Origin of the sequence: Methylobacillus sp. MM3 (assembly GCF_001645185.1) — a bacterium.
Lineage (GTDB): Bacteria > Pseudomonadota > Gammaproteobacteria > Burkholderiales > Methylophilaceae > MM2.
Window position 1 is genome coordinate 796,071 of the sequence record NZ_LXTQ01000001.1, and the last position, 21,478, is coordinate 817,548.

At 59.1% G+C, this 21,478-nt stretch carries 18 protein-coding genes; 9 read left to right on the forward strand and 9 right to left on the reverse strand.

What is annotated here, in order from left to right; all coding sequences use genetic code 11:
- Positions 1–81: 81 nt before the first annotated feature.
- On the reverse strand, positions 82–672 hold the full coding sequence (locus A7976_RS03785) for a glycine zipper 2TM domain-containing protein (protein WP_240483778.1): 591 nt from the start codon (positions 670–672) through the stop codon (positions 82–84).
- Positions 673–895: 223 nt separating this feature from the next.
- On the opposite strand from A7976_RS03785, the gene A7976_RS03790 reads away from it, so the two are divergent.
- Positions 896–1,837, forward strand: coding sequence for a pentapeptide repeat-containing protein (locus A7976_RS03790; RefSeq protein WP_088178366.1), 942 nt, complete (start codon positions 896–898; stop codon positions 1,835–1,837).
- 13 nt (positions 1,838–1,850) lie between these two features.
- Here A7976_RS03790 and A7976_RS03795 read toward each other — a convergent pair whose 3' ends face one another.
- Positions 1,851–2,426 (reverse strand): DUF882 domain-containing protein, encoded by a 576-nt coding sequence (locus tag A7976_RS03795; protein WP_067107074.1) that lies wholly within the window; start codon positions 2,424–2,426, stop codon positions 1,851–1,853.
- A gap of 8 nt (positions 2,427–2,434) precedes the next feature.
- Positions 2,435–3,310 carry a L,D-transpeptidase family protein gene (locus tag A7976_RS03800; protein ID WP_240483779.1) on the reverse strand — a complete coding sequence of 292 codons (876 nt, stop codon included), beginning with the start codon at positions 3,308–3,310 and terminating at the stop codon, positions 2,435–2,437.
- A 95-nt stretch (positions 3,311–3,405) separates the two neighbouring features.
- On the opposite strand from A7976_RS03800, the gene A7976_RS03805 reads away from it, so the two are divergent.
- Positions 3,406–3,597: a hypothetical protein gene (locus A7976_RS03805; RefSeq protein ID WP_067107081.1), complete on the forward strand. Its 192-nt coding sequence runs from the start codon at positions 3,406–3,408 to the stop codon at positions 3,595–3,597.
- On the opposite strand, the gene A7976_RS03810 is transcribed toward A7976_RS03805, so the two are convergent.
- Complete coding sequence (locus A7976_RS03810) at positions 3,594–4,058, reverse strand: YhcH/YjgK/YiaL family protein (RefSeq protein WP_067107084.1); 465 nt, start codon at positions 4,056–4,058, stop codon at positions 3,594–3,596. The two genes, A7976_RS03805 and A7976_RS03810, sit on opposite strands and share 4 nt — an antisense overlap.
- Positions 4,055–5,515, reverse strand: a complete 1,461-nt coding sequence (locus A7976_RS03815) for a leucyl aminopeptidase family protein (RefSeq protein ID WP_067107087.1) — start codon at positions 5,513–5,515, stop codon at positions 4,055–4,057. The genes A7976_RS03810 and A7976_RS03815 overlap by 4 nt, the downstream gene beginning before the upstream one ends.
- A 181-nt stretch (positions 5,516–5,696) precedes the next feature.
- On the opposite strand from A7976_RS03815, the gene aceE reads away from it, so the two are divergent.
- The 5 genes from aceE to A7976_RS03840 all read left to right on the forward strand — a co-directional run bounded on the left by aceE (position 5,697) and on the right by A7976_RS03840 (position 14,204).
- The gene (gene aceE / locus A7976_RS03820) at positions 5,697–8,354 is read left to right on the forward strand and encodes a pyruvate dehydrogenase (acetyl-transferring), homodimeric type (protein ID WP_067107092.1); all 2,658 of its coding nucleotides are present in this window, start codon (positions 5,697–5,699) and stop codon (positions 8,352–8,354) included.
- A gap of 16 nt (positions 8,355–8,370) precedes the next feature.
- A complete protein-coding gene (gene aceF, locus A7976_RS03825) occupies positions 8,371–9,717 on the forward strand; it encodes a dihydrolipoyllysine-residue acetyltransferase (protein WP_067107095.1) in 1,347 nt (448 codons plus the stop codon).
- Positions 9,718–9,801: 84 nt separating this feature from the next.
- Positions 9,802–11,577 carry a dihydrolipoyl dehydrogenase gene (gene lpdA / locus A7976_RS03830; protein WP_067107098.1) on the forward strand — a complete coding sequence of 592 codons (1,776 nt, stop codon included), beginning with the start codon at positions 9,802–9,804 and terminating at the stop codon, positions 11,575–11,577.
- 47 nt (positions 11,578–11,624) lie between these two features.
- A complete protein-coding gene (locus A7976_RS03835; RefSeq protein WP_067107100.1) occupies positions 11,625–12,992 on the forward strand; it encodes an FAD-binding oxidoreductase in 1,368 nt (455 codons plus the stop codon).
- Between the two features lie 69 nt (positions 12,993–13,061).
- On the forward strand, positions 13,062–14,204 hold the full coding sequence (locus A7976_RS03840) for a GGDEF domain-containing protein (protein WP_067107103.1): 1,143 nt from the start codon (positions 13,062–13,064) through the stop codon (positions 14,202–14,204).
- 224 nt (positions 14,205–14,428) lie between these two features.
- On the opposite strand, the gene A7976_RS03845 is transcribed toward A7976_RS03840, so the two are convergent.
- Genes A7976_RS03845 through birA form a run of 3 tightly spaced genes read right to left on the reverse strand, consistent with a single transcriptional unit; the run spans position 14,429 to position 16,826 of the window.
- Complete coding sequence (locus A7976_RS03845; protein ID WP_067107106.1) at positions 14,429–15,124, reverse strand: SPOR domain-containing protein; 696 nt, start codon at positions 15,122–15,124, stop codon at positions 14,429–14,431.
- The gene (locus tag A7976_RS03850) at positions 15,121–15,852 is read right to left on the reverse strand and encodes a type III pantothenate kinase (RefSeq protein WP_067107109.1); all 732 of its coding nucleotides are present in this window, start codon (positions 15,850–15,852) and stop codon (positions 15,121–15,123) included. The genes A7976_RS03845 and A7976_RS03850 overlap by 4 nt, the downstream gene beginning before the upstream one ends.
- Positions 15,849–16,826, reverse strand: coding sequence for a bifunctional biotin--[acetyl-CoA-carboxylase] ligase/biotin operon repressor BirA (birA, locus tag A7976_RS03855; RefSeq protein WP_067107111.1), 978 nt, complete (start codon positions 16,824–16,826; stop codon positions 15,849–15,851). The genes A7976_RS03850 and birA overlap by 4 nt, the downstream gene beginning before the upstream one ends.
- 89 nt (positions 16,827–16,915) lie before the next feature.
- Here birA and A7976_RS03860 point away from each other — a divergent pair, with 89 nt between their 5' ends.
- Both A7976_RS03860 and A7976_RS03865 read left to right on the forward strand, forming a co-directional pair.
- On the forward strand, positions 16,916–18,682 hold the full coding sequence (locus tag A7976_RS03860) for a glutamine--tRNA ligase/YqeY domain fusion protein (RefSeq protein WP_067107114.1): 1,767 nt from the start codon (positions 16,916–16,918) through the stop codon (positions 18,680–18,682).
- 29 nt (positions 18,683–18,711) lie between these two features.
- Positions 18,712–19,284, forward strand: a complete 573-nt coding sequence (locus A7976_RS03865) for a flavin reductase family protein (protein WP_067107433.1) — start codon at positions 18,712–18,714, stop codon at positions 19,282–19,284.
- A 49-nt stretch (positions 19,285–19,333) separates the two neighbouring features.
- Here A7976_RS03865 and A7976_RS03870 read toward each other — a convergent pair whose 3' ends face one another.
- Positions 19,334–21,319, reverse strand: coding sequence for a methyl-accepting chemotaxis protein (locus A7976_RS03870; protein ID WP_067107117.1), 1,986 nt, complete (start codon positions 21,317–21,319; stop codon positions 19,334–19,336).
- Positions 21,320–21,478: the final 159 nt, after the last annotated feature.

Genomic DNA, 21,478 nt, shown 5'->3' on the forward strand with positions numbered 1-21,478 from the left:
AAAAAAACCGCCGGAAATTCCGGCGGCTTGAAGGGCCGATATCGCTTCTGGCGAAAATCAGCCGACTCGTCCTGAGTTCGGTTAATCGCGACCGCGGCGCTTGTCCCAACCGCGATGCCAGCCGTTATCCCGGTAGCCGGGCTCCATGTAGCTGACGCGCTCGTCGTAGTCGGGAGCAACGGCAACCCTGACGCGGATATTCCTGCCCGGGTCGTTGGGCATCACCGTGGTGTAATCGCGACCGTCATAGCGGTAAGTCACCAGATAGTTACGCGTCACGGTTTGCCAATCGTCCACGGTTACACAACGCTCGACCGGGCGGGTGGCATAGCTGCGGCGGTCGCTGTTGTCGATGCGGTCGCCGACGATGGCGCCTGTTGCGGCACCTACGGCGGCACCGGCAACGCGGCCGCTGCCCTTGCCGATCTGGCTGCCGAGCAGGCCGCCGGCGATACCGCCGATGATGGCGCCGCCGATGTCGCGGCTGCCGGAATTGGAATAGGACTCACGCGTGTACTCGGTACGGCATTCCTCGCGCGGCACATTGACGCGTTCGACTTGCGGCTCAACGGAAATCACGCGTGCGCTATCGTAATAGACATCATCCGCTGCTGCGGGCAGCGATATCGCGCTCATTATCAGTATCGAAGCAGCAGTCTTGTTGATCTTCACGTTTGATACTCCTTCTGGTTGATCGATGGCCACCAAATTGCAGCGGTTGAGCTAACAACGCGGCGCTTTTCCATTCGGTTGACCGACCAGACGGTCAGCCCATGTCAAATTCTGTAAATAGCTGATCGAATGAATTTTTCAAAAGGTAACGGGACTAAGGGATTACAGGCGGATAACCAGCTTGCGCGCAAGCGTATTCCATTCCAATAACAGGAGAAAAATCATGCGTACATCAGGGGTTGTTTTCAGCGTACTGTTGGCAATATCCGGCATCGCCGGCGCAGCGGAAATGGGTGACAACTGTACGGTCGGTTTATCGATGGGGCAGATGATGAAAACGGATTGCTCTGTAAAAACAGACTACAAGGGCAAGACATACTGCTTCAGCAATGAAGAGGCGAAAAAGACGTTCATGGCGAACCCGGATGCTGTCATCAAGAAAGCAAAAGCCTTTTACGACAAGAACGCCGAAACGGAACGCGAAAAAATCAGCCAGGCCGATGCGCTGAAACAGATCCAGAGCAAAAGCTGCGACTTATCCAACAAGGATGTGGGCTACCTGGAGTTTGACGGAATGGACTTGCGGCATTGCAAGCTGGTCAACACCAGCTTTTTCGGTGCTTATCTGCGCGGCGCCAACCTTTCCGGGGCCGATATGCAACGCGCCTATCTCAATCTGGCGCGGCTGGAAAACACCAATCTCTCCGGCGCCAACCTGACAGACGCCATCATTTTCCAGGCCATTTTCGACAAGACCAACTTCGCCGGGGCGAATCTCACCAACGCACGCGTCATCGGTACGCTGGGGGCGGTGGACATGAGCGGTATCAATGCGAAAAACGGCCGCTTCGGGCTAGATATCGGCAATCAGCCGATGGGGCAGATGAAATTCGACTCGGTGGGCGGCAAGTTTGCCAAGGCTAACTTCGAAGGCGCCGATCTCAACATTGCGAGCTTCCGTTTTGCCGACATGACGGGTGCCAACCTGAAAAACGCCAACCTGCACCGCGCCGACCTGATCAATGCGGACTTGACCGGCGCCGACCTCACCGGCGCGAACTTGACCGATGCCGACGTGGATGGAGCGATCTTCAAGGACGTAAAAGGGTTATCTACGGTAAAAGGCATGGCCTCCGTAAAAGGCAAGTGCGTCGATTGCAAATAGGCGCGAAGTCGAATTACGCGCCAGTCCACTGCCGCACGCGGCCGACATCCATGTGAACGAAGTCAGACACCGGGTAATAGCCGACGCCGCCGCCTTTCAGCGCCAGAGCCGCCCGGTGCACCTTGGCGAGATCGCGTCCGGGCAGGCGGATATCGATGGCCAGTCCATCCATGTGCAAGCTGTGCCTGGCGACGCCGCTGCTGTTTTTGGCCAGCATCGCATTGGTGGTAGGTGAACGATAACCGGAAACCACCTGAAACTCGGCCGTCGTGTCCAGCTTCATCGACAACGAATGCAACAGATCGAGCAGCCCGGTATCGATGGGGCTGACGTCGCCGGAGCGGAAATCGCGCAACACATGATAAATATTCGCGAGGCTATCCTTCTGATAGGCGCCATCCGCCCAATACACGGCGCTCAGCTTTTCGCCGGTATGCAAATGGTAGAACGACAGTTTGCGCTCCGGCTCATTTGACATTGCCGCCAGCGCCTGGCCGGGCACCGCGGCGGCCAGCATTGCGGCCGCGCTCATTTTCAAGAATCCGCGTCGGCTCAATGCCGGCAACAACAACTCGTCCTGCTCCTTCATGTGCTCTCCTAGTCGGCTGCGCGCGTTACATCGCGAGCCACGCCGTCATGCGCGGCGATCACTTCCGCCACTCTGCTCCAGTCAATGGTGGAATCGACTCGAGCAGAAGCGGCAAGTTCCTTGATTAGCTCTTTCGCATCAATACCCTTGCGATAGATATCGCGATGCACTTCCAGATAGATCTTGTTATTGGGCGCGACGTATAACAGCACCGGCTCGTAGATAATGATGCCGGCATCGCCCTTGTTTGTTGTTGCGAACATTTCTGCGGCGTCGTCCGGATGCAAGCGTATGCAGCCATGACTCTGGAAATGATAGATACTTTCGGGCGCAATCGTGCCATGGATGCCCAGCCCAGGCAAGCTCAAGCCCATCCAGTACTTGCCCAACGGGTTCTCCGGCCCCGGAGGAATCTGCTCGCGCACGGGCTCGCCGAGGAGTGCCATTTCCTGCTGAATCGAAGGAGGCACGAACCAGGTCTTGCCTTCCTGACGGCTCGTAATCGTGAATTTCCCGGTATCGGTCGGCCAGTCGGGACGCCCGAGCCCGACAGGATAAGCCTTGTCCACTTTGCTACCCCGCATGCGGAACAGCATGCGTTGCGGAAGATTGATAATGATCCCGTCGCTGAGCAATGCGGGAACGATATGGCGATTGTCGATACGCAAAACCCGGCCGATTTTCAACGGACCGGATGCCTGCAAACCGTTCTCCTTGAGAATCAGGTAAGGGTCGACGCCATAGCGGGCACCGATCCGGGTAAGCGTATCTCCAGCTTTCACCTCATAGGTAAACGTGGAACCGATCAACGCTATTCCAGACAAGGTCTGCGCTGATGAAGCAGCGCTCCACACCACCAGAAAACAGGCGATGACATACCGCATTTGGGTTATTGTCAGGAATATTTTTTTATTCATAATCAACGATGTAACAAACAAGGCCAACCCGTTACCAATTCTAAACAAGGGAGTTAAGTGCCATGATGAGAGAGGTTGAACGTTCGATTGCCGCGTTCCCGGGAACCATTCCGGAGCAAGTCAGGATGTGGGATGCCAAGGTCGTATCGCGTATGGTTCAACACCCATCGGCTTTCGAGGAGTTCAAGGCCGGAAACGACATCACGAAGTGGCACATCTATATGTCGCTGCGCTTAAAACCGACCGCGTTTTAGCCTTCACCTGAACCGTTTACCGCGATTTTCAGCACTACCTTGCGGATAGATCCCGCCCCCACTAGCGGCGCATGCGCATCTTCTGGAAAAAACACGCAATAAGCCCCCGCCGGCACGCTGACCCAACTCGCCGGCGCATCGAAAAAGAACCGGATGTCCCGTTTGTCGCTATATTCGGCCACGGGTTCCCGGCAGTCGCATAACGGCTTCCATCCCATCTCGTCCGCGCCTTGCAACACCAGCTGAATATCGATGTACTTGCGATGGCATTCCAACTGGGCGTCGGCGCGGGCACGGCCGTCGGCCTCTTGAATAAGGGCGAACAGCTTCTCGCCCTCGATGGGATAACGTCCCGGCGCCAGCGCCATCAAATCGGTTTCGCGCAGGAAAACAAACGCCTTGGAGAAAAGCGGATGCAAAGCCTCATAGCGATGCGCATTCGCCAGCACGTCGAAAATCATGCTTGCTCCGGTTCTGCAAGCGCTTGCAGCAGTTTCAATCCGAAGCCCACGCCAAAGCCCGTGACGTCGCTCGCGACCGCGCCCAACCCGCCCTTGTGATTGCAGGCCGAGAGATCGACATGCAGCCATGGGATATCGTTTTCGATAAAGCGCGCCAGAAAGCGCGCGGCAAGGATATGGTCAGCTTCGCCATCCAGCGTGCACTGCTTGATATCGGCGATCTTGCTGTCGAGCTCGGGCTCGTAATCCTCGTCGAACGGAAAAGCGCACACGCGTTCGCCCGCCGCATTTCCGACACCCACCGCCTTGCAAAGCAGTTCCGGCTTGTTGCCGATGATGCCGCTGTAGCGGGTGCCCAGCGCAGTCATCATGCTGCCGGTCAGCGTAGCGAAATCCATCATGAAATCCGGCTTGCCGCGCGAGGCAAGCGTCAACGTATCCGCCAGTACCATGCGTCCCTCGGCATCGGTGTGGATGATCTCGATAGTGGTGCCATTGAGCGCGGTCACAACATCGTTCTGCTTGTAAGCCTTGGGGCTGATGTGGTTTTGCGCCAGCGCCAGCCAGCAGTCGATCTTCACCGGCAGCTTGAGTTCGGTCGCCGCCAGCAGGATACCCAGCGCCACGGCGGAGCCGTTCATGTCCTCGTGCATGCCATGCATGTAGCGCGCGGGCTTGAGATTGTGGCCGCCGGTGTCGAAACAGATGCCCTTGCCCACCAGCGCATAGGATTTTTTTGCTTTTTTCGGCGCATAGCTGAGATGCACGATGGCGGCATCTTCCATTTCGGAACCCTGTGCAACGGCAACGAAAGCCCCCGCGCCCAACTTGCGCAGCTTTTTCATGTCGTATTCTTCATGCTGCCAGCCGTGCTCCTCTGCCAGCACCTTGATCTTTTCGCGGTAAATGCCAGGCGTCAGATCGTTGGGCGGCAGCATGGTCAAGCGGCGCGTCAGCGTATTGCCCCGTGCCTGGGCCTGCACCGCCGATACATCGCCCTTGTAGCCGAACAACTCGACTTTCTTCAACGCGCGGCGTTCATCCTTTTTCTTGCGCACGGGCAAATGCGCACTGTTGACCCATGCGACGTATAGTGCGGCATGCGCCGCCAGTTCGCGTTGCACATCGGTGCCGAACACGGCAATCGCCAGGGACTCCGGCTGTTCGTCCAGCAGCGTAGCCACCGCCTTGCGCAATGCCGTGTGCCGTTCGAACGCGGATACGCCGTCCTTCAGCACGATCCATGTGGCCACATTCCCGTTTGGCAGGTCGGCGCACAGCGGGCCTTTGGCCAGATCCTCGTATTTTTCCTTGCGGCGTTGAAGCTTCGTTTCCAGTATATCGGCGTGAGGCATATCCTGCGGGCGTTGCTCGGGCAGGACAAACAAGAGATGCGTCGCCTTCTCGAGCGCCTTTTCGCTGATGGATTTCTCGTGCTGGACCAGGCTGGCAAACATTGTCTTCCTTTCGATAACTTCCTGTTTTGGCGCGGCTTACAGGGCATTCGCACCGATAACCGCACCCTCTTTAAACTTGACCTGAACAGTCAAAATAGCGAAGATAGCGGCTTTCTGTTCAGCAAATCCAGCCGCATTCGCTTACGAATTATAGCGATGCGAGCCCCAGGAGAGAATTTAGATGACCAATCCCACCCCCGACATCGATCCGCAGGAAACGCAGGAATGGCTTGACGCCATCGACGCGGTGCTGGAGCAGGAGGGAACCGAACGCGCACACTTTCTGCTGGAACAGCTGATCGACAAAGCGCGCCGCTCCGGTGCCTATCTGCCCTATAACGCGACGACCGCCTACCTTAATACCATTCCCGTCCACCTGCAGGAAAAGCTGCCGGGCGATCCTTCGATGGAACGCCGTATCCGCGCCCTGATCCGCTGGAACGCCATCGTGACCGTGATGCGCGCCAACGAGAAATCGCCCGGCGTGGGCGGCCACATTGCCAGCTTCCAGTCGGCTGCCACGCTGTACGACGTGGGCTTCAACCACTTTTTCCGCGCGGCGAATGAAAACTTCGGCGGTGACCTGGTGATGTTCCAGGGACACTCCTCGCCCGGCATCTATGCCCGCGCCTTCATCGAAGGCCGCCTCAGCGAAGAGCAGATGTCCAATTTCCGTCTGGAAACAGGCGGCAACGGCCTGTCCTCCTATCCGCACCCATGGCTGATGCCGGATTTCTGGCAATTCCCGACCGTGTCGATGGGCCTCGGCCCGCTGCAAGGCATTTACACCGCCCGCTTCCTCAAATACCTGCACGACCGCGGCATCGCCGACACTTCCAACCGCAAGGTGTGGGTGTTCTGCGGCGACGGCGAAATGGACGAGCCGGAATCGCTGGGCGCGATTTCGCTGGCTTCGCGCGAAAAGCTGGACAACCTGATTTTCGTCATCAACTGCAACCTGCAACGTCTCGACGGCCCGGTGCGCGGCAACGGCAAGATCATCCAGGAACTGGAAGCCGATTTCCGCGGCGCCGGCTGGAACGTGCTCAAGGTCATCTGGGGTTCCTACTGGGATCCGCTGCTGGCGATGGACAAGGACGGCCTGCTCAAGCATCGCATGGAAGAAGCCGTTGACGGCGAATACCAGAACTTCAAGGCCAAGGGCGGCGCTTACACGCGCGAACATTTCTTCGGCAAGTACCCCGAGCTGAAGGAAATGGTCGCGGCGATGTCCGACGCCGACATCTGGCGCCTGAATCGCGGCGGCCACGATCCGCACAAGGTGTATGCCGCCTATGCGGCCGCTTCCAAGCATGTCGGCCAGCCGACCGTAATCCTGGCGAAAACCGTCAAGGGCTACGGCATGGGCGCCGCCGGTGAAGCGCAAAACCCGACCCACCAGCAGAAGGGCCTCGATCTCGAATCGCTGAAGGCTTTCCGCGATCGTTTCGACATCCCGATTCCCGACGCAGACATCGAAAAACTGCCGTTTTATCGCCCGGCCGAAGACAGCCCGGAAATGCAATACCTGCTCGAACGCCGCGCCGCGCTGGGCGGTTTCGTCCCGGCACGCCGCCAGAAGGCCACGCCGCTGCCAGTGCCCGCCCTGTCTGCATTCGACAACATGCTGGCCACGACCGGCGAGCGCGAAATTTCCACGACCATGGCTTTCGTGCGCATCCTGTCCACGCTGATCAAGGACAAGAACCTCAGCAAGTACATCGTGCCCATCGTCCCCGATGAAGCGCGTACCTTCGGCATGGAAGGCATGTTCCGCCAGCTGGGCATCTACTCGTCCGTCGGCCAGCTCTATGCACCGGTCGACTCCGATCAGGTGATGTTCTACAAGGAGTCCAAGACCGGTCAGATTCTGGAAGAAGGCATCAACGAAGCCGGCGCGTTCTCGTCCTGGCTTGCTGCCGCGACGTCCTACAGCGTTACCGGCGTGCAGATGATTCCGTTTTACATCTTCTATTCGATGTTCGGCTTCCAGCGTATCGGCGATCTGGCCTGGGCTGCAGGCGACTCGCGCGCACGCGGATTCCTGCTGGGCGCCACCGCCGGCCGTACCACGCTCAACGGCGAAGGCCTGCAGCATGAAGACGGCCACAGCCACATCCTGGCCTCGACCATCCCGAACTGCGTGGCTTACGATCCGACTTTCCACTTTGAGCTTGCGGTCATCATCCAGGACGGCCTGCGCCGCATGGTGCAAGAACAAGAGGATGTGTTCTATTACCTCACGGTGATGAACGAGAACTATGCTCACCCGGACATGCCCAAGGGCGTCGAGGAAGGCATCATCAAGGGCCTGTACCAGCTCAGTAAATCCAAGGCCAAGGGCCCCAAGGTGCAACTGATGGGCAGCGGCGTCATCCTGCGCGAAGTCATTGCCGCCGCCGAGCTCCTGGAGAAGGACTGGGGTGTTTCCGCCGACGTGTGGAGCGCCACCAGCTTCAATGAGCTGCGCCGCGATGGCTTGAACGCACACCGCTGGAACATGCTGCATCCGGAAGACAAGCCGAAGGAAAGCTACGTCGAGCAGTGCCTGAAGAAGGCCGAAGGCCCGGTGATCGCCTCCACCGACTACATGAAGTCGTTCGCCGACCAGATTCGTGCCTTCGTGCCGCAACGCTTCGTCACGCTGGGCACCGACGGTTTCGGCCGCTCGGACTCGCGCGAAGCCCTGCGTCGCCATTTCGAAGTGGATCGCCACTACGTCGTGCTGGCCGCGCTCAAGGCGCTAGCCGATGACGGCAAGCTGCCGGCATCCAAGGCTGCGGAAGCCATCAAGAAGTACGGCATCGACGTCAACAAACCCAATCCTCTGACGGCTTAATCAGGAGCACGAGAATATGGCAATGAAAGAAGTGCTCGTCCCTGACATCGGCAATTTCGACTCCGTCGATGTCATTGAAGTACATATCAAGCCCGGCGACACGGTCAATCAGGACGATTCGCTGATTACACTGGAGTCCGACAAGGCCTCCATGGATATTCCGGCGCCGTTCAGCGGCACGGTCAAGGAAGTGAAGATCAAGGTCGGTGACAAGGTTGCGCAAGGCGCGCTGATCGCGATGGTGGAAGCTTCAGACGGCGCGGCCGCCCCGGTGGAAGCGCCCAAGGCGGAAGTCCCTGCTGCTGCGCCTGCCGCCGCACCCACGGCCAAAGTCGCCAACGTGGAAGTACCGCCGCCGTCGCGTCCGGTGCCGGAAGTGCCCAAACCCATCGCGCCGCAGCACACGCCGAATCCGGTCGCAGCCCGCGTCGAGTTCGCTCCGGGCAAAAACCCGCACGCCAGCCCGTCGGTGCGCAAGTTTGCACGCGAACTGGGTGCGGACCTGACGCGCGTCCCCGGCAGCGGCCCCAAAGGCCGCATCAGCAAGGAGGACGTGCAGGCCTGGATCAAGAATGAACTGACCAAGCCGCGCACCGAAGCTGCTGCCGGCGGTCCTGGCCTCTCCGTGCTGGCCATGCCGAACATCGACTTCAGCCAGTTTGGCGAGACCGAAACCCAGGCCCTGCCGCGCATCAAGAAGATATCCGGCGCCAACCTGCACCGCAACTGGGTAACGGCGCCGCACGTCACGCAGTTCGATGCGGCCGATATCACCGATCTGGAAGATTTCCGCAAGTCGATGCAGGACGAAGCTGCCAAGCGCGGCGTCAAGCTGACCATGCTGGCCTTCCTGATGAAGGCCGCGGTCAATGCGCTGCGCGCCTACCCCAATTTCAACGCTTCGCTTTCCGCCGACGGCGGCGAGCTGATTCTGAAGAAATATTTCAACATCGGCTTCGCCTGCGATACGCCGGACGGCCTCGTTGTCCCGGTGATCCGCGACGTCAACCAGAAGGATGTGCTCGACATCGCCCGCGAACTTGGCGAGCTATCGGCCAAGGCACGCGAACGCAAGCTCAAGATCGAGGAAATGCAAGGTGGCTGCTTCACCATTTCCAGCCTCGGCGGTATCGGCGGAACGGCGTTCACGCCCATCATCAACTGCCCGGAAGTCGCGATCCTCGGCGTATCCCGCTCCAGCATCGAGCCGGTATGGGACGCCAAGAGCAAGACTTTCGAGCCGCGCCTGATGCTGCCGCTGTCGCTCTCCTACGACCACCGCGTCATCGACGGTGCCGACGGCGCCCGCTTCACCAGCCACATGCGCGTCATGCTCTCCGACGTGCGTCGCCTGCTCCTTTAATATTCACCACGGAGAACACGGAGAGCACGGAGCCTCCGTGTTTTCTCTGTGGTCTCAGTGTGCTCCGTGGTTCAAGAGGTTGTTATGAGCCAAATCATTGAAGTACAAGTACCGGACATCGGTAATTTCGATTCCGTGGATGTCATCGAAGTCCATATCAAGCCGGGCGATACCATAGCCGTGGACGACTCGCTGATCACCCTGGAGTCTGACAAGGCATCGATGGACATTCCGTCGACGCATGCAGGCACGGTCAAGGACGTCAAAATCAAGGTCGGCGACAAGGTCGCCAAAGGGTCGCTGATCCTGACGCTGGAAACGGCGGCAGCGGCAAGCGAAACTTCTGCGGCGGCACCGGCCCCTGCTGCTGCGCCCGCACCTGCGGCGGCTCCCGTTGCAGCGCCTGTTCCGGCGCCCGCAGCATCCGGCCCTGCCGATATCCACGCAGAAGTGCTGGTGCTCGGCGCAGGCCCCGGCGGTTACACCGCGGCGTTCCGCGCCGCCGATCTCGGCAAGAAGGTCGTACTGGTCGAACGCTACCCCAGCCTCGGTGGCGTCTGCCTGAATGTCGGCTGCATTCCTTCCAAGGCTCTTCTGCATGCGGCCAAAGTGCTCACCGAAGCCGAGGAAATGGCCGAGCACGGCATCAGCTTCGGCAAGCCGCAGATCGATCTCGACAAGCTGCGCAACTGGAAATCCAAGGACGTGGTCAACAAGCTGACCGGCGGCCTGACGCAACTGGCGAAACAGCGTAACGTGACCGTCGTCACCGGTCGCGGCGAGTTCACCAATCCCAACCAGCTCCAGGTCACCGGCAGCGACGGCAAGGTCACGACGGTGTCGTTCGACCACGCCATCATCGCCGCCGGTTCGCAAGCCACAAAAATGCCCGGCCTCGCGCCCGAACACCAGAACGACCCGCGCATCCTGGATTCAACCAGCGCATTGCTGCTGGAAGATATTCCGAAGCGCCTGCTGGTCGTCGGCGGCGGCATCATCGGCCTGGAAATGGGCACGGTGTACGACGCGTTCGGCTCCAAGGTCAGCGTGGTCGAACTCTCCGACGGCCTGATCCCCGGCTGCGATCGCGACCTGGTCAAGCCGCTGCACAAGCGCATGGAAAAACGTTTCGAGAAAATCCTGCTCAAGACCAAGGTCGCCAAGCTGGAACCCAAGAAGGACGGCATCCATGTGACGTTCGAAGGCGAGCAAGCCGTCGAACCGCAAGTGTATGACCGCGTTCTGGTCGCCATCGGCCGCCGTCCCAACGGCAAGAATATCGGCGCCGAAAAGGCCGGTGTGTTCGTCAATGAATACGGCTTCATCCCCGTCGACAAGCAGATGCGCACCAACGTGCCGCATATCTTCGCCATCGGCGATATCGTCGGCCAGCCGATGCTGGCGCACAAGGCAACCCACGAAGGCAAGGTGGCCGCGGAAGTCATCGACGGCCACAAGGTCGAATTCCAGGCGCTGGCCATCCCGTCCGTGGCCTACACCGACCCGGAAGTGGCTTGGGCAGGCGTGAGCGAGACCGACGCCAAGGCCAAGGGCATAGCGATCGAAAAAGCCAGCTTCCCCTGGGTTGCCAGCGGCCGCGCGCTTTCCATCGGTCGCACCGAAGGCACCACCAAGCTCATCATGGAAAAAGACACGCGCCGCATCATCGGCGCCGGCATCGTCGGCCCCAATGCGGGCGAACTGCTGGCCGAAGCGGTGCTGGCCATCGAAATGGGCGCGGATGCGGAGGATATCGGCCTTACCGTCCACGCACATCCCACGCTGTCGGAAACCATCTGCTTCGCCGCCGAAATGGCGGAAGGCACGATTACCGACCTGCTACCGCCGCGTAAAAAATAAACAGAAGGGGCGGGCATCTGCCCGCCCTTCGTGCTAAATTTTCTCGCATGTCTTCTTCCCAACTTCTTCAGCAGCTTCAATCGCTATTCCCGGCAGAACGCGTATTCACCGACCCGGTGGATTGCTACGCCTACAGCTACGACAATTCGCGCAATTTCCTCCCGCCGATCGCGGTCGTGTTTCCGCTGACGGCCGAAGAAGTGCAAGCCGTAGTGCGCCTGTGCAACGAACATAAAATCCCTGTCGTCCCGCGCGGACGCGGCACCGGCACCGCCGGCGGCAGCGTACCGGAACAGGGCGGCGTGGCGTTGTCGCTGGAGCGCATGAATCGCATTCTTTCTATCGACCCGGACAATCGCATGGCGATCATCGAGCCGGGCGTGCTGAATCAGGAGTTGCAGGATGCGATCCGGCCCAAGGGATTTTTCTGGCCGCCCGACCCTTCCAGTGCGCCCTATTGCAGCGTCGGCGGCAATCTCGCCACCTGCGCCGCCGGACCGCATGCCGTCAAATACGGCGTGGCACGTGATCACGTATTGGGATTGAAAGCCGTGACCGGCAGCGGCGAACTGATCCGCACCGGCTGCTACACCACCAAGGGTGTAGTCGGTTACGACCTGACGCGCCTGATCGTCGGTTCGGAAGGTACGCTGGCGGTGATTGTCGAGGCAACGCTCAAGCTGACGCCGCTACCGCGCGCCACCGGCGGCCTGACGGCGCAATTCAGGGATACGGTCAGTTGCGCGCACGCCATCGCGGCGATCATGGCGCAGCCTTTCGTCCCCTCAGCCTTGGAATTTCTCGACAACAACGCGCTCAACCTGATCCGCAACCGCCATCCCGGCATGCTGCCGGAAGAGATGCGCGCGTTGCTGATGATTGAAGTGGACGGCTCCGAAGCCGAAATCCACGAGGCGTCGGAGGCGATACTCAAGGCCTGTGAAGTAGATGGTTTAATCGAAGCCAAGCTGGCGCACGACACAGAATCGCTGTGGGCGGCACGCAAGGCGCTTTCTCCGTTGTTGCGCGATGTCGCTCCCAAGAAAATCAATGAGGATGTTGCAGTCCCGGTTTCGCGCCTGCCGGAATTGCTCGGCGGGATTGAGGCGCTGGCGCAGCGCTATCGCATCGCCAATGTGAATTTCGGGCACGCGGGCAACGGCAACATTCACGTGAATCTGCTGGTCGATCCGGGCAATCCTGACGAAATGGAACGCGCGGAAGCCTGTCTCGACGAAGTGTTCTCGCTGGTACTTTCGCTGGACGGCACATTGTCCGGCGAGCATGGCGTGGGCATGGCGAAGCGGCCCTTCATACCGCGGGAAATCGACGAAACCACCATCGCCCTGATGAAGTCGGTCAAACTGGCGTTCGACCCTTCCAATATCCTGAACCCAGGAAAACTGTTCCCTTAACCCTTTCCGCACAAGTGCGATTGACGACCGCACATAACAGGACTAGACTGTCCTAATTTTAAAATCCACATGCACCTCGTCAATACCATCAGGCAACTGTCCTGGCTACTCTACGCCGGGCACCATACGCTGCATATCCAGCGCCACCGGGCGCACATCATCAGCAAGCGCGTCAGTCTTGTTACAGCAGTATTTTCGATACTTACGCCGTTATGGATCATCGTCGATGCGCTCATGTTCCCATGGCCGATCTGGGGCGCGCTCGCGTTGCTGCGCATTTTATCGTCGGCGGCATTCTGGGGGCTGACCCGCGTGCATAATCATCGCCGCAGCCTGCAAACGGCATTCCTGATGCTGGGCGTGATGCTGGCGATTCCGCCGATTTTTTATCTGGTCTCGCAGCCGCTGCTGGCGGGGCTACCGTCAGACGATCTCGCGCAAATTGCCGTGAAATCCTATGCCCTCCTGCCGTTTATCGTGGTGGCCGGGCTCAGCGTATTCCCGCTTACGCTGCTGGAAGTGCTGATTGCATCGATTGCAGTGATCGCAGCCATCACGATAGGCATGTTGCCGCATCCGCATGTCAGCCTGGGCGACCTGATCATCAGCGGCTGGATGCTGCTGCTGGTCATCGGCGTTTCGGCGCTGGCCGGCATGACGCAATTGCATTACATGATCACGCTGATCAATCAGGCGGCGATGGACCTATTGACCGGCGCATTCACCCGCCGCTCAGGTGAGGAAACGCTTGATCTGCAATTCCGGATCTCGATGCGTACGGAAACGCCGCTGACGGTGTTGTTCGTGGATATCGACAATTTCAAATCCATCAACGACGGATACGGCCATGAATCGGGAGACGATTCCTTGCGCAACACGGCCGCACTTCTGCAAAAGTGCCTGCGTCAGAGCGATATCCTGATTCGCTGGGGAGGAGAAGAATTCCTGATCATCCTGCCCAGCACCGGCCAGGAAGGCGCTACGCAGGTATTGCTGCGCCTTGCGGCACAAGGATTGGGGCAACGGCCGGACGGCAGACAAATCACCGTCAGCGTCGGCGTCGCAGAAAGAATGGTCGACGACTGCGAGGACTGGGATCAACTCGTCAATCTTGCAGACCAGCGCATGTATCTTTCAAAAGCGGCCGGAAAAAATCGCAGCACGGGATTCGATGCACAAACCAGTCTGGAGACATTGATTCCCGTCACATAAGCTGGTCTTGGCTCTTTACAGGCAACTGCCGATGGCGCCTACTCGAAATCCGGTGCACAACGCGGGTGGCGATGCGTTGCGTCATCACGACGGCTGCTGCGATTGCAGCCTGTTTCACTACGGTTCTGATCAATCCCATCATTCACTCCTTCATTTTTGCCATGCATCGCGCCAGGCACTTCCATGCCTGGCCCGTTACGGGAAAAACCAATAGAAGCAGGATCCTATTGGCACGTAACCTGTTTGAGTTCGCTATACGGAAAATCCGGTTTCAGCTTTCGAATTTCCTCCGCGGCATTGCTGGAAATATTCTTGACCAACAGGACAAACTGCCGGCCCTCCTTGTTGCGCACTGCCTTGACGACATCGGTAACCCCACGGTTGCGCATGTCTTCCGCCAGACGCGTAGCCAAAGCTTCATCCTTGAACACACCGAACGAAATGGCGTTTTTCCATTGCGCATCCTGAACGATGAACGTATCGGCGATGCCCAGGCTGCGCAATGCGTCATTCCTGGTTTGCGCCTCCTGAAAGCTCGCCAGCGGCGGGATATAAACCCAGTAGCGTATGGCTTCCTGATTTGCGATCACCTGGACCTTTGCATCCAGTCCGAAACGATCTACGACACCGCGCGCACGTGCTAGCCGCCTGGAGGGAAAGCTGCCCCACTCGTAACAGGATAATTGTTCGAGTGCCTGCGGCGCCGGTTGTTCCGTGGCGGGTTGTTCCATCGGCGTGGAAACAGGTGCCGATTTCGGCAGAGCATCCAGTTGCTGAGGCGTCAGCAATCGCATCTTTTCCGGATGCATGGGCTCATGCCCGCTCGCGGTGCCGGAATTCAGCGGCTTGCTTAATTCGAAATAACCGTACAGCCCAACATTCACTACTGCCAACAACCAGAACAGCCATTTCCACTTCATACCGATGTTTTCTCCAAAAGAACCAGGCCCAGCAATACCAGATTGGGAACGATAAACGCAGGCCTCGGCAACGCCGCCGCCAGCATGTCCGCATCGCCGCCGCTCAGCAGGCAGACCGGCGCACGGCCCTCGCGCATTTCCAGCAGCGCAACCATATGCTGTACCGCGCCCGCCATCGCGGTCAGCGCGCCAGTCTGCACCGCATCGGCGGTCGAAACCGGAAAATCGCGCCATTGCCCGGTAGCAGCAGCAATCGCCGCCGTACCGGTGAAAAGCGATTCACGCATCATGCCGTAACCCGGCACGATCAAGCCGCCCAGAAACTCGCCCTCGCCCGACAAGGCATCCACGGTCATCGCCGTGCCGGCATTCGCCACCACGCAGGGTGCATGGTGGGTATTCCACGCGCCGATCAGCGCCGCCCAGCGATCGCTACCGAGTTGTTCCGGCTGCGGATAGCCATTCTTCACTCCACAGGCCACGGCCTGCGACTGTACCCATAACACCGGGATTCCCAGCGCAGCCAGGCCGATATTAAGACGGGTTGCCACCGCCTCACCGGCCACATTGGAAACCACCGCCCGGCGGAAACCCTGAAACTCTTTCAGCGCATCCGGCAGCAGCGCGATTTCAAGATTATCCAGCGCGCCTTGCGCGATCTGCATGCCCTTGTCATCGAAGATGCCCCACTTGGTACGAGTGTTGCCTGTGTCTATCGCCAATATCATGATGCGCCTCGCATGCTGATCTCCCCGGCTGTAAAGCGCTGCATGCCTTCGGCAGTGCGGACTTGCAGGGCACCGTCGGCGGCGATGCCTTCCGCGATGCCTTCTATGATTCTTCCGTCCGGCATGATCATGCGCACGGGTTGGCCGTGATAGGCATGGTGCGAAATCCATTCTTCGCGCAACTCGTCGAAGCCGCGTTGTTCGAACACCTGCAACACATCGGCCAGATGCCGCAACAGCGCACCAAGCACTTCATCCGGCATCGCCGCATTGCCCAGTAGGCGGTGCAGATCGGTGGCTGGCTGATCGATCGCGTGCCGCATCGTTTCCGGCAGGCGCAGGTTAAGGCCGATGCCGATCACCGCCGCGCTCGGGCCGTCCATATCGCCTTGCAACTCGATCAGGATGCCTGCCAGCTTCTGCTCGCGGCTGAGTACGTCGTTGGGCCACTTCAGCGCCGTTTCGCGCGCCCCCAGCTCATGCAAGGCCCGCATCATCGCCACGCCGACGGCCAGGCTGAGGCCGGAAAGCGCTCCCGCCCCGCATTCGAAGCGCCACAGCACCGAGAAAGCCAGGCTATTGCCGAGGCCCGCCTGCCATGCCCTGCCGCGCCGACCGCGTCCGGCGGTCTGCAACTCCGCCACGGCGCAGGTTCCGTGCGCCGCACCAGCCGAGGCCGCACGCATCAGGTAACTGTTGGTCGAATCCATGCGATCGTGAATTTCCAGTGCGAAAGTATCGCGGTACTTCCCCAACTGTTCGCCTATCCGTTCGGCATCCAGGAAACGCACCGGTTCCGGCAAGCGATAGCCCTTGCCGCGCACGGAAAACAATTGAACGCCCAGGGACTCTGCATCCTGCAGCGCATTCCACACCGTGGCGCGGGTCACGCCGAAATGGCCGGCAATCGCCTCGCCGGAATGAAACCGGCCGTCAGCCAGCAGGCGCAGGATGGGAAATGTAAGTGAATTCATCGATCGGATTATACCTGTCGTCGCCCGGACAAACTCCGCGCTGCCGTCAGGGTGTAAAATGGCAGCTAAACCAACCTGCCAGATTCGACATGTCCGAAGAAAAAACTACCAACGCCCCCGCTTCCAACTTCCTGCGCAACATCGTGGAACGCGATCTCGCGCAAGGCACTTACGTCAGCCGCCGCTGGGCCGGCACGCCCGGCGATGCCGCGCATCATGCAGCCGGCGAGCCCGATCCGGCTAAAATCCGCACGCGTTTCCCGCCGGAACCCAACGGTTATCTGCACATCGGCCACGCCAAGAGCATCTGCCTCAATTTCGGCCTGGCGCGCGATTACGATGGCGTATGCCACATGCGCTTCGACGACACCAACCCGGAGAAAGAGGAACAGGAATACGTCGACAGCATCACCGACGCCGTGCAATGGCTGGGCTTCGGTTGGGATAAATTCGGCAAGTCGCATCTCTATTACGCCAGCAATTATTTCGATTTCATGTACCGCGCCGCGGAATACCTGATCGAATCCGGCCACGCCTACATTGACCAGCAATCGGCCGAGGAAATGCGCGCCACCCGCGGCACGCTGACCGAGCCGGGCAAGAATTCGCCATGGCGCGACCGTCCAGCCGAGGAAAGCCTGCGCCTCTTCCGCGAAATGCGCGACGACAAGCACCCGGACGGCGCAATGCTGCTGCGCGCCAAGATCGACATGGCCTCGCCCAACATCAACCTGCGCGACCCGGCCATTTACCGAATCAAGCACGCCACGCACCACAACACCGGCGACAAGTGGTGCATCTACCCAATGTACACCTACGCCCACCCGCTGGAAGACGCGCTGGAAGGCGTCACCCACTCCATCTGTACGCTGGAATTCGAAGACCAGCGTCCGTTCTATGACTGGGTGCTGGAACGCCTCGCCGAAGGCGGCCTGCTGGCGCATCCGCTGCCCAAGCAATACGAATTCGCGCGCCTCAATTTGACCTACGTGGTGCTCTCCAAGCGCAAGCTGATCGACCTGGTTGAAGACCAATACGTCAGCGGCTGGGACGACCCGCGCATGCCGACGCTGGTCGGCACGCGCCGCCGCGGCTACACGCCGGAAGGCTTCCGCCTGTTCGCCGACCGCATCGGTGTCTCCAAGGCCGACTCGTGGATCGAATACACCATCCTCGAAGACTGCATGCGCGACACGCTCAACGAATCCGCCGAGCGCCGCATCGCCGTGCTCGACCCGATCAAGCTGGTGATCGACAACTACCCCGAAGGCCAGTCTGAAGACTGCTTTGCTCCCAACCACCCGCAAAAGCCGGAGCTCGGCAAGCGCGTGGTGCCGCTCAGCCGCGAACTGTGGATCGAACGCGAAGACTTCATGGAAGAGCCGTCCAAAGGCTATTTCCGCCTCTTCCCCGGCAACAAAGTGCGCCTGCGCTACGGCTACGTCGTCGAATGTATCGGCTGCGAAAAGGACGTCGACGGCAATGTCACCGTTGTGCATTGTACCTACCTGCCGGAAACCAAGTCCGGCACCCCCGGCGCCGATAGCATCAAGGTCAAAGGCAACATCCACTGGGTCTCTGCTCCGCACGCCTACACCGCCGAAGTCCGCCTGTACGATCGTCTATTCCAGGAAGCGAATCCCGGCGCCGGCGACCGTAACTACCTGGACGACCTCAACCGGGATTCGGTAAAGATCATCTCGGCACAACTGGAAGCCGCATTGAAGGATGCCAAACCGGAAGAGCGCTTTCAGTTCGAGCGGCACGGGTACTTTGTCGCGGATCGGAAGGACAGTACGGAAGGGAAGCCGGTGTTTAACCGGACGGTGACGTTACGGGATGCATGGCAGAAGTAATGTTTGGCGCAATATCTGCCGATAAGGTTATGAAAATTTCTGTTGAGATTAGCAAAGCTTATCGGCTACTCAACCACGGCCCCACCGTCCTGGTCTCCACCGCTCACCACAACCAGCGCAACGTCATGGCCGCCGCCTGGAACATGCCGCTGGATTTCGATCCACCCAAGGTCGCCATCGTTATTGACAAGAACACCTACACCCGCGAGCTGATCGAATCCTCCGGCAGTTTCGCGATCAACGTGCCCTGCCGGGCGCAGGCGGAGATGGTGGTAAAGGTGGGCTCCAGTTCCGGGCGGGAGCTGCTGGGCAAGGCGGAAGACAACAAGTTCGCGGCGTTCGATCTGCCGACATTTACGGCCTCGAAGATAGCCGCACCGCTGCTGGAAGGGTGCGTGGCGTGGCTGGAGTGCAAGGTGGTCCCGGAACCGCACATCCGGGATGCTTACGATTTATATCTGGCGGAAGTGGTTGCGGCCTGGACGGACGAGCGGGTGTTTTCCGATGGGCACTGGCATTTCGAGGGGCATGACGAATTGCGTACCATCCACCATATCGCCGGCGGAAACTTCTTCACTACAGGCGAGGCCTTCAAGGCATAAAAAACGAGCGACCTCAGCCGCTCGTTTGTCTTTGCTCTTCCCGAACTTTTTAAACCTTGAACTGCGCGACCTGCCCTTGCAGGCTTTGCGCCAGCGTCTTCATTTCAAGAGCGGTTTCCGAGCTGGTGTGAGTGGCTGCGCTGATTTCTTCGGACATTTGCGCGACCTTTTCCACCTGCTTGGCAATTTCAGTGCTGGCGGCGCTTTGTTCGCGAATCGCGCTGGAAATGCCGTCCACAGCCACCCCGACTTCCTGCGTGCCGGACTGGATCTGCTGAATGGAAACGCCGGCCTGCCGCGCCAGTTCGACTTCGCGGTTGACGCGCTCGACGCCGACTTCCAGGCTGTCGATGGCCTGCTTGGTGCCGCCCTGGATTTTCCCGATCATTGCGGCGATTTCTTCGGTGGAGCGCGTGGTGCGCTCGGCCAGCTTGCGCACTTCGTCGGCCACCACGGCAAAGCCGCGGCCTTGCTCGCCTGCACGCGCGGCCTCGATGGCGGCGTTCAATGCCAGCAGGTTGGTCTGGTCGGCAATTTCCTTGATGACCTGCACAATGGAGTAAATCTGGTCTGACTGCTGACCCAGCTCTTCCATGATGATGGCGGAGGAATGCACAGCCTCGGCGATATCGTGCATGTCTTCCGTGACCTGAAGAATCACTGCGCCACCTTCGTGGGAGCGCTCACTGCTGGATTGCGAAACCTCCTGCACATGTTTCGCGTTCTCCGACACTTGCTCGATGCTGACCGTCATTTCCTCGACGGCGGCAGCCATGGAAGATGACGCCTCGCTCTGATGCGCCGTGCTGCTGGAGAGTTGCGACGAAGTAGTGGCCAGCATTTCGGAGAATTGCAGTACCTTGCCGGCGCTTTCGTTAACCTTTCTGATGCTGTTTTGCAGGCTGTCGATCAGCAGATTGAACGCGTGAGCGGTCCGGCCGATTTCGTCATCACTGTTGATTTCGAGGCGGCGGGTCAGATCATTGTCGCGCTGGATCCGGCCGATGGTGTCATGCAGCAGGTTGAGCTGACGCACAATATCCAGCATTACCTTATAGCCCAGCCCCAGAGTAACAATCAGGATCACGATGCTGGCAGTGACGTGCAGAATGAACGAGAAATGCGCTTTGTCGGCTTGCCCGGAGGCAAAACTGCGCACTTGATCGGCCAGTGCGTTTTCAATGCCGTGCATTGCGTTGATACGCGCGCTCATGGTGGCAAACCATGTCGTGGGATCGATGCCGAACAGCCCTTCCGCCGACTTTGCGATCACGGTGTTGCGCGCGGCATCGACTTCGCCGAAAGCCTTGTCTTCCGAAGCCTTTTTATATTGCGCGCGCAGTTCTTCGGTCGCGTAATCCTCAAAAATATGCTCGTAAGCATTTTGGGCGGCTATGTGCCCGAGCAGGGTCTGATATTGCGCCGGCTCAATCTTATCGGCCGCGAAAACGCCCGTCAGCAATGCTCGCTCCTGACCGCTGCGTTCCTTCAGATTGAGCAGCGCGACGTAGGCTGTCATCATCTTGGTTACGGTCAGATCGCTGCTTTGCTCGGCAACTGCCGGGATCACGTCCTGTATGGTAGCGATGGCTTTGGTATAGCGCGCCGCCATTTCCTTTGTGGAGATTGCGAAGGCGCTTGCGTCGGCGCGCGTGCTTTCCAGCATTTTCAGGGAATCCAGCGCGAGCTCTACTTGCTGCCTGGCCGCGGACGGAAGGCCACTTTGTTGCGAGCGGGCATATTCCGCCTTCACGTTAACCAGCATCTTGTCCGTGGCGATACGATATTCCGGCAACTCGCGTGCGAATTTCACGCCATTGGACTGAATGAAGCCCATTGTGGAGCCGCGTTCGACTTGCAAACTGTGAATCAGGCCGCCGAGACTGGTCGACATATCCATCAAGACTTCCGTCGAGGATAATTCACTCCATGCCTGATAGTGATTTCTTGCATTCATCCCGGAGTAAAAAACGATACTCAACAACGGCAAAACCAATATCAATACCAGCTTGGAGTAAATGCTGAGGCTTTTCATACGGATAATCTCCCGGCTCCTGAATTAGAACGATTATTATTTATTAGGCGTGCGAAGAGTAGCATGAGAATAATGCCGTTCCTAGATTCATGACAAGAATTTCTCGACGCGAGATCATAATCGATATTATTCTGCGATTGAATCAAAAACAATATTCAA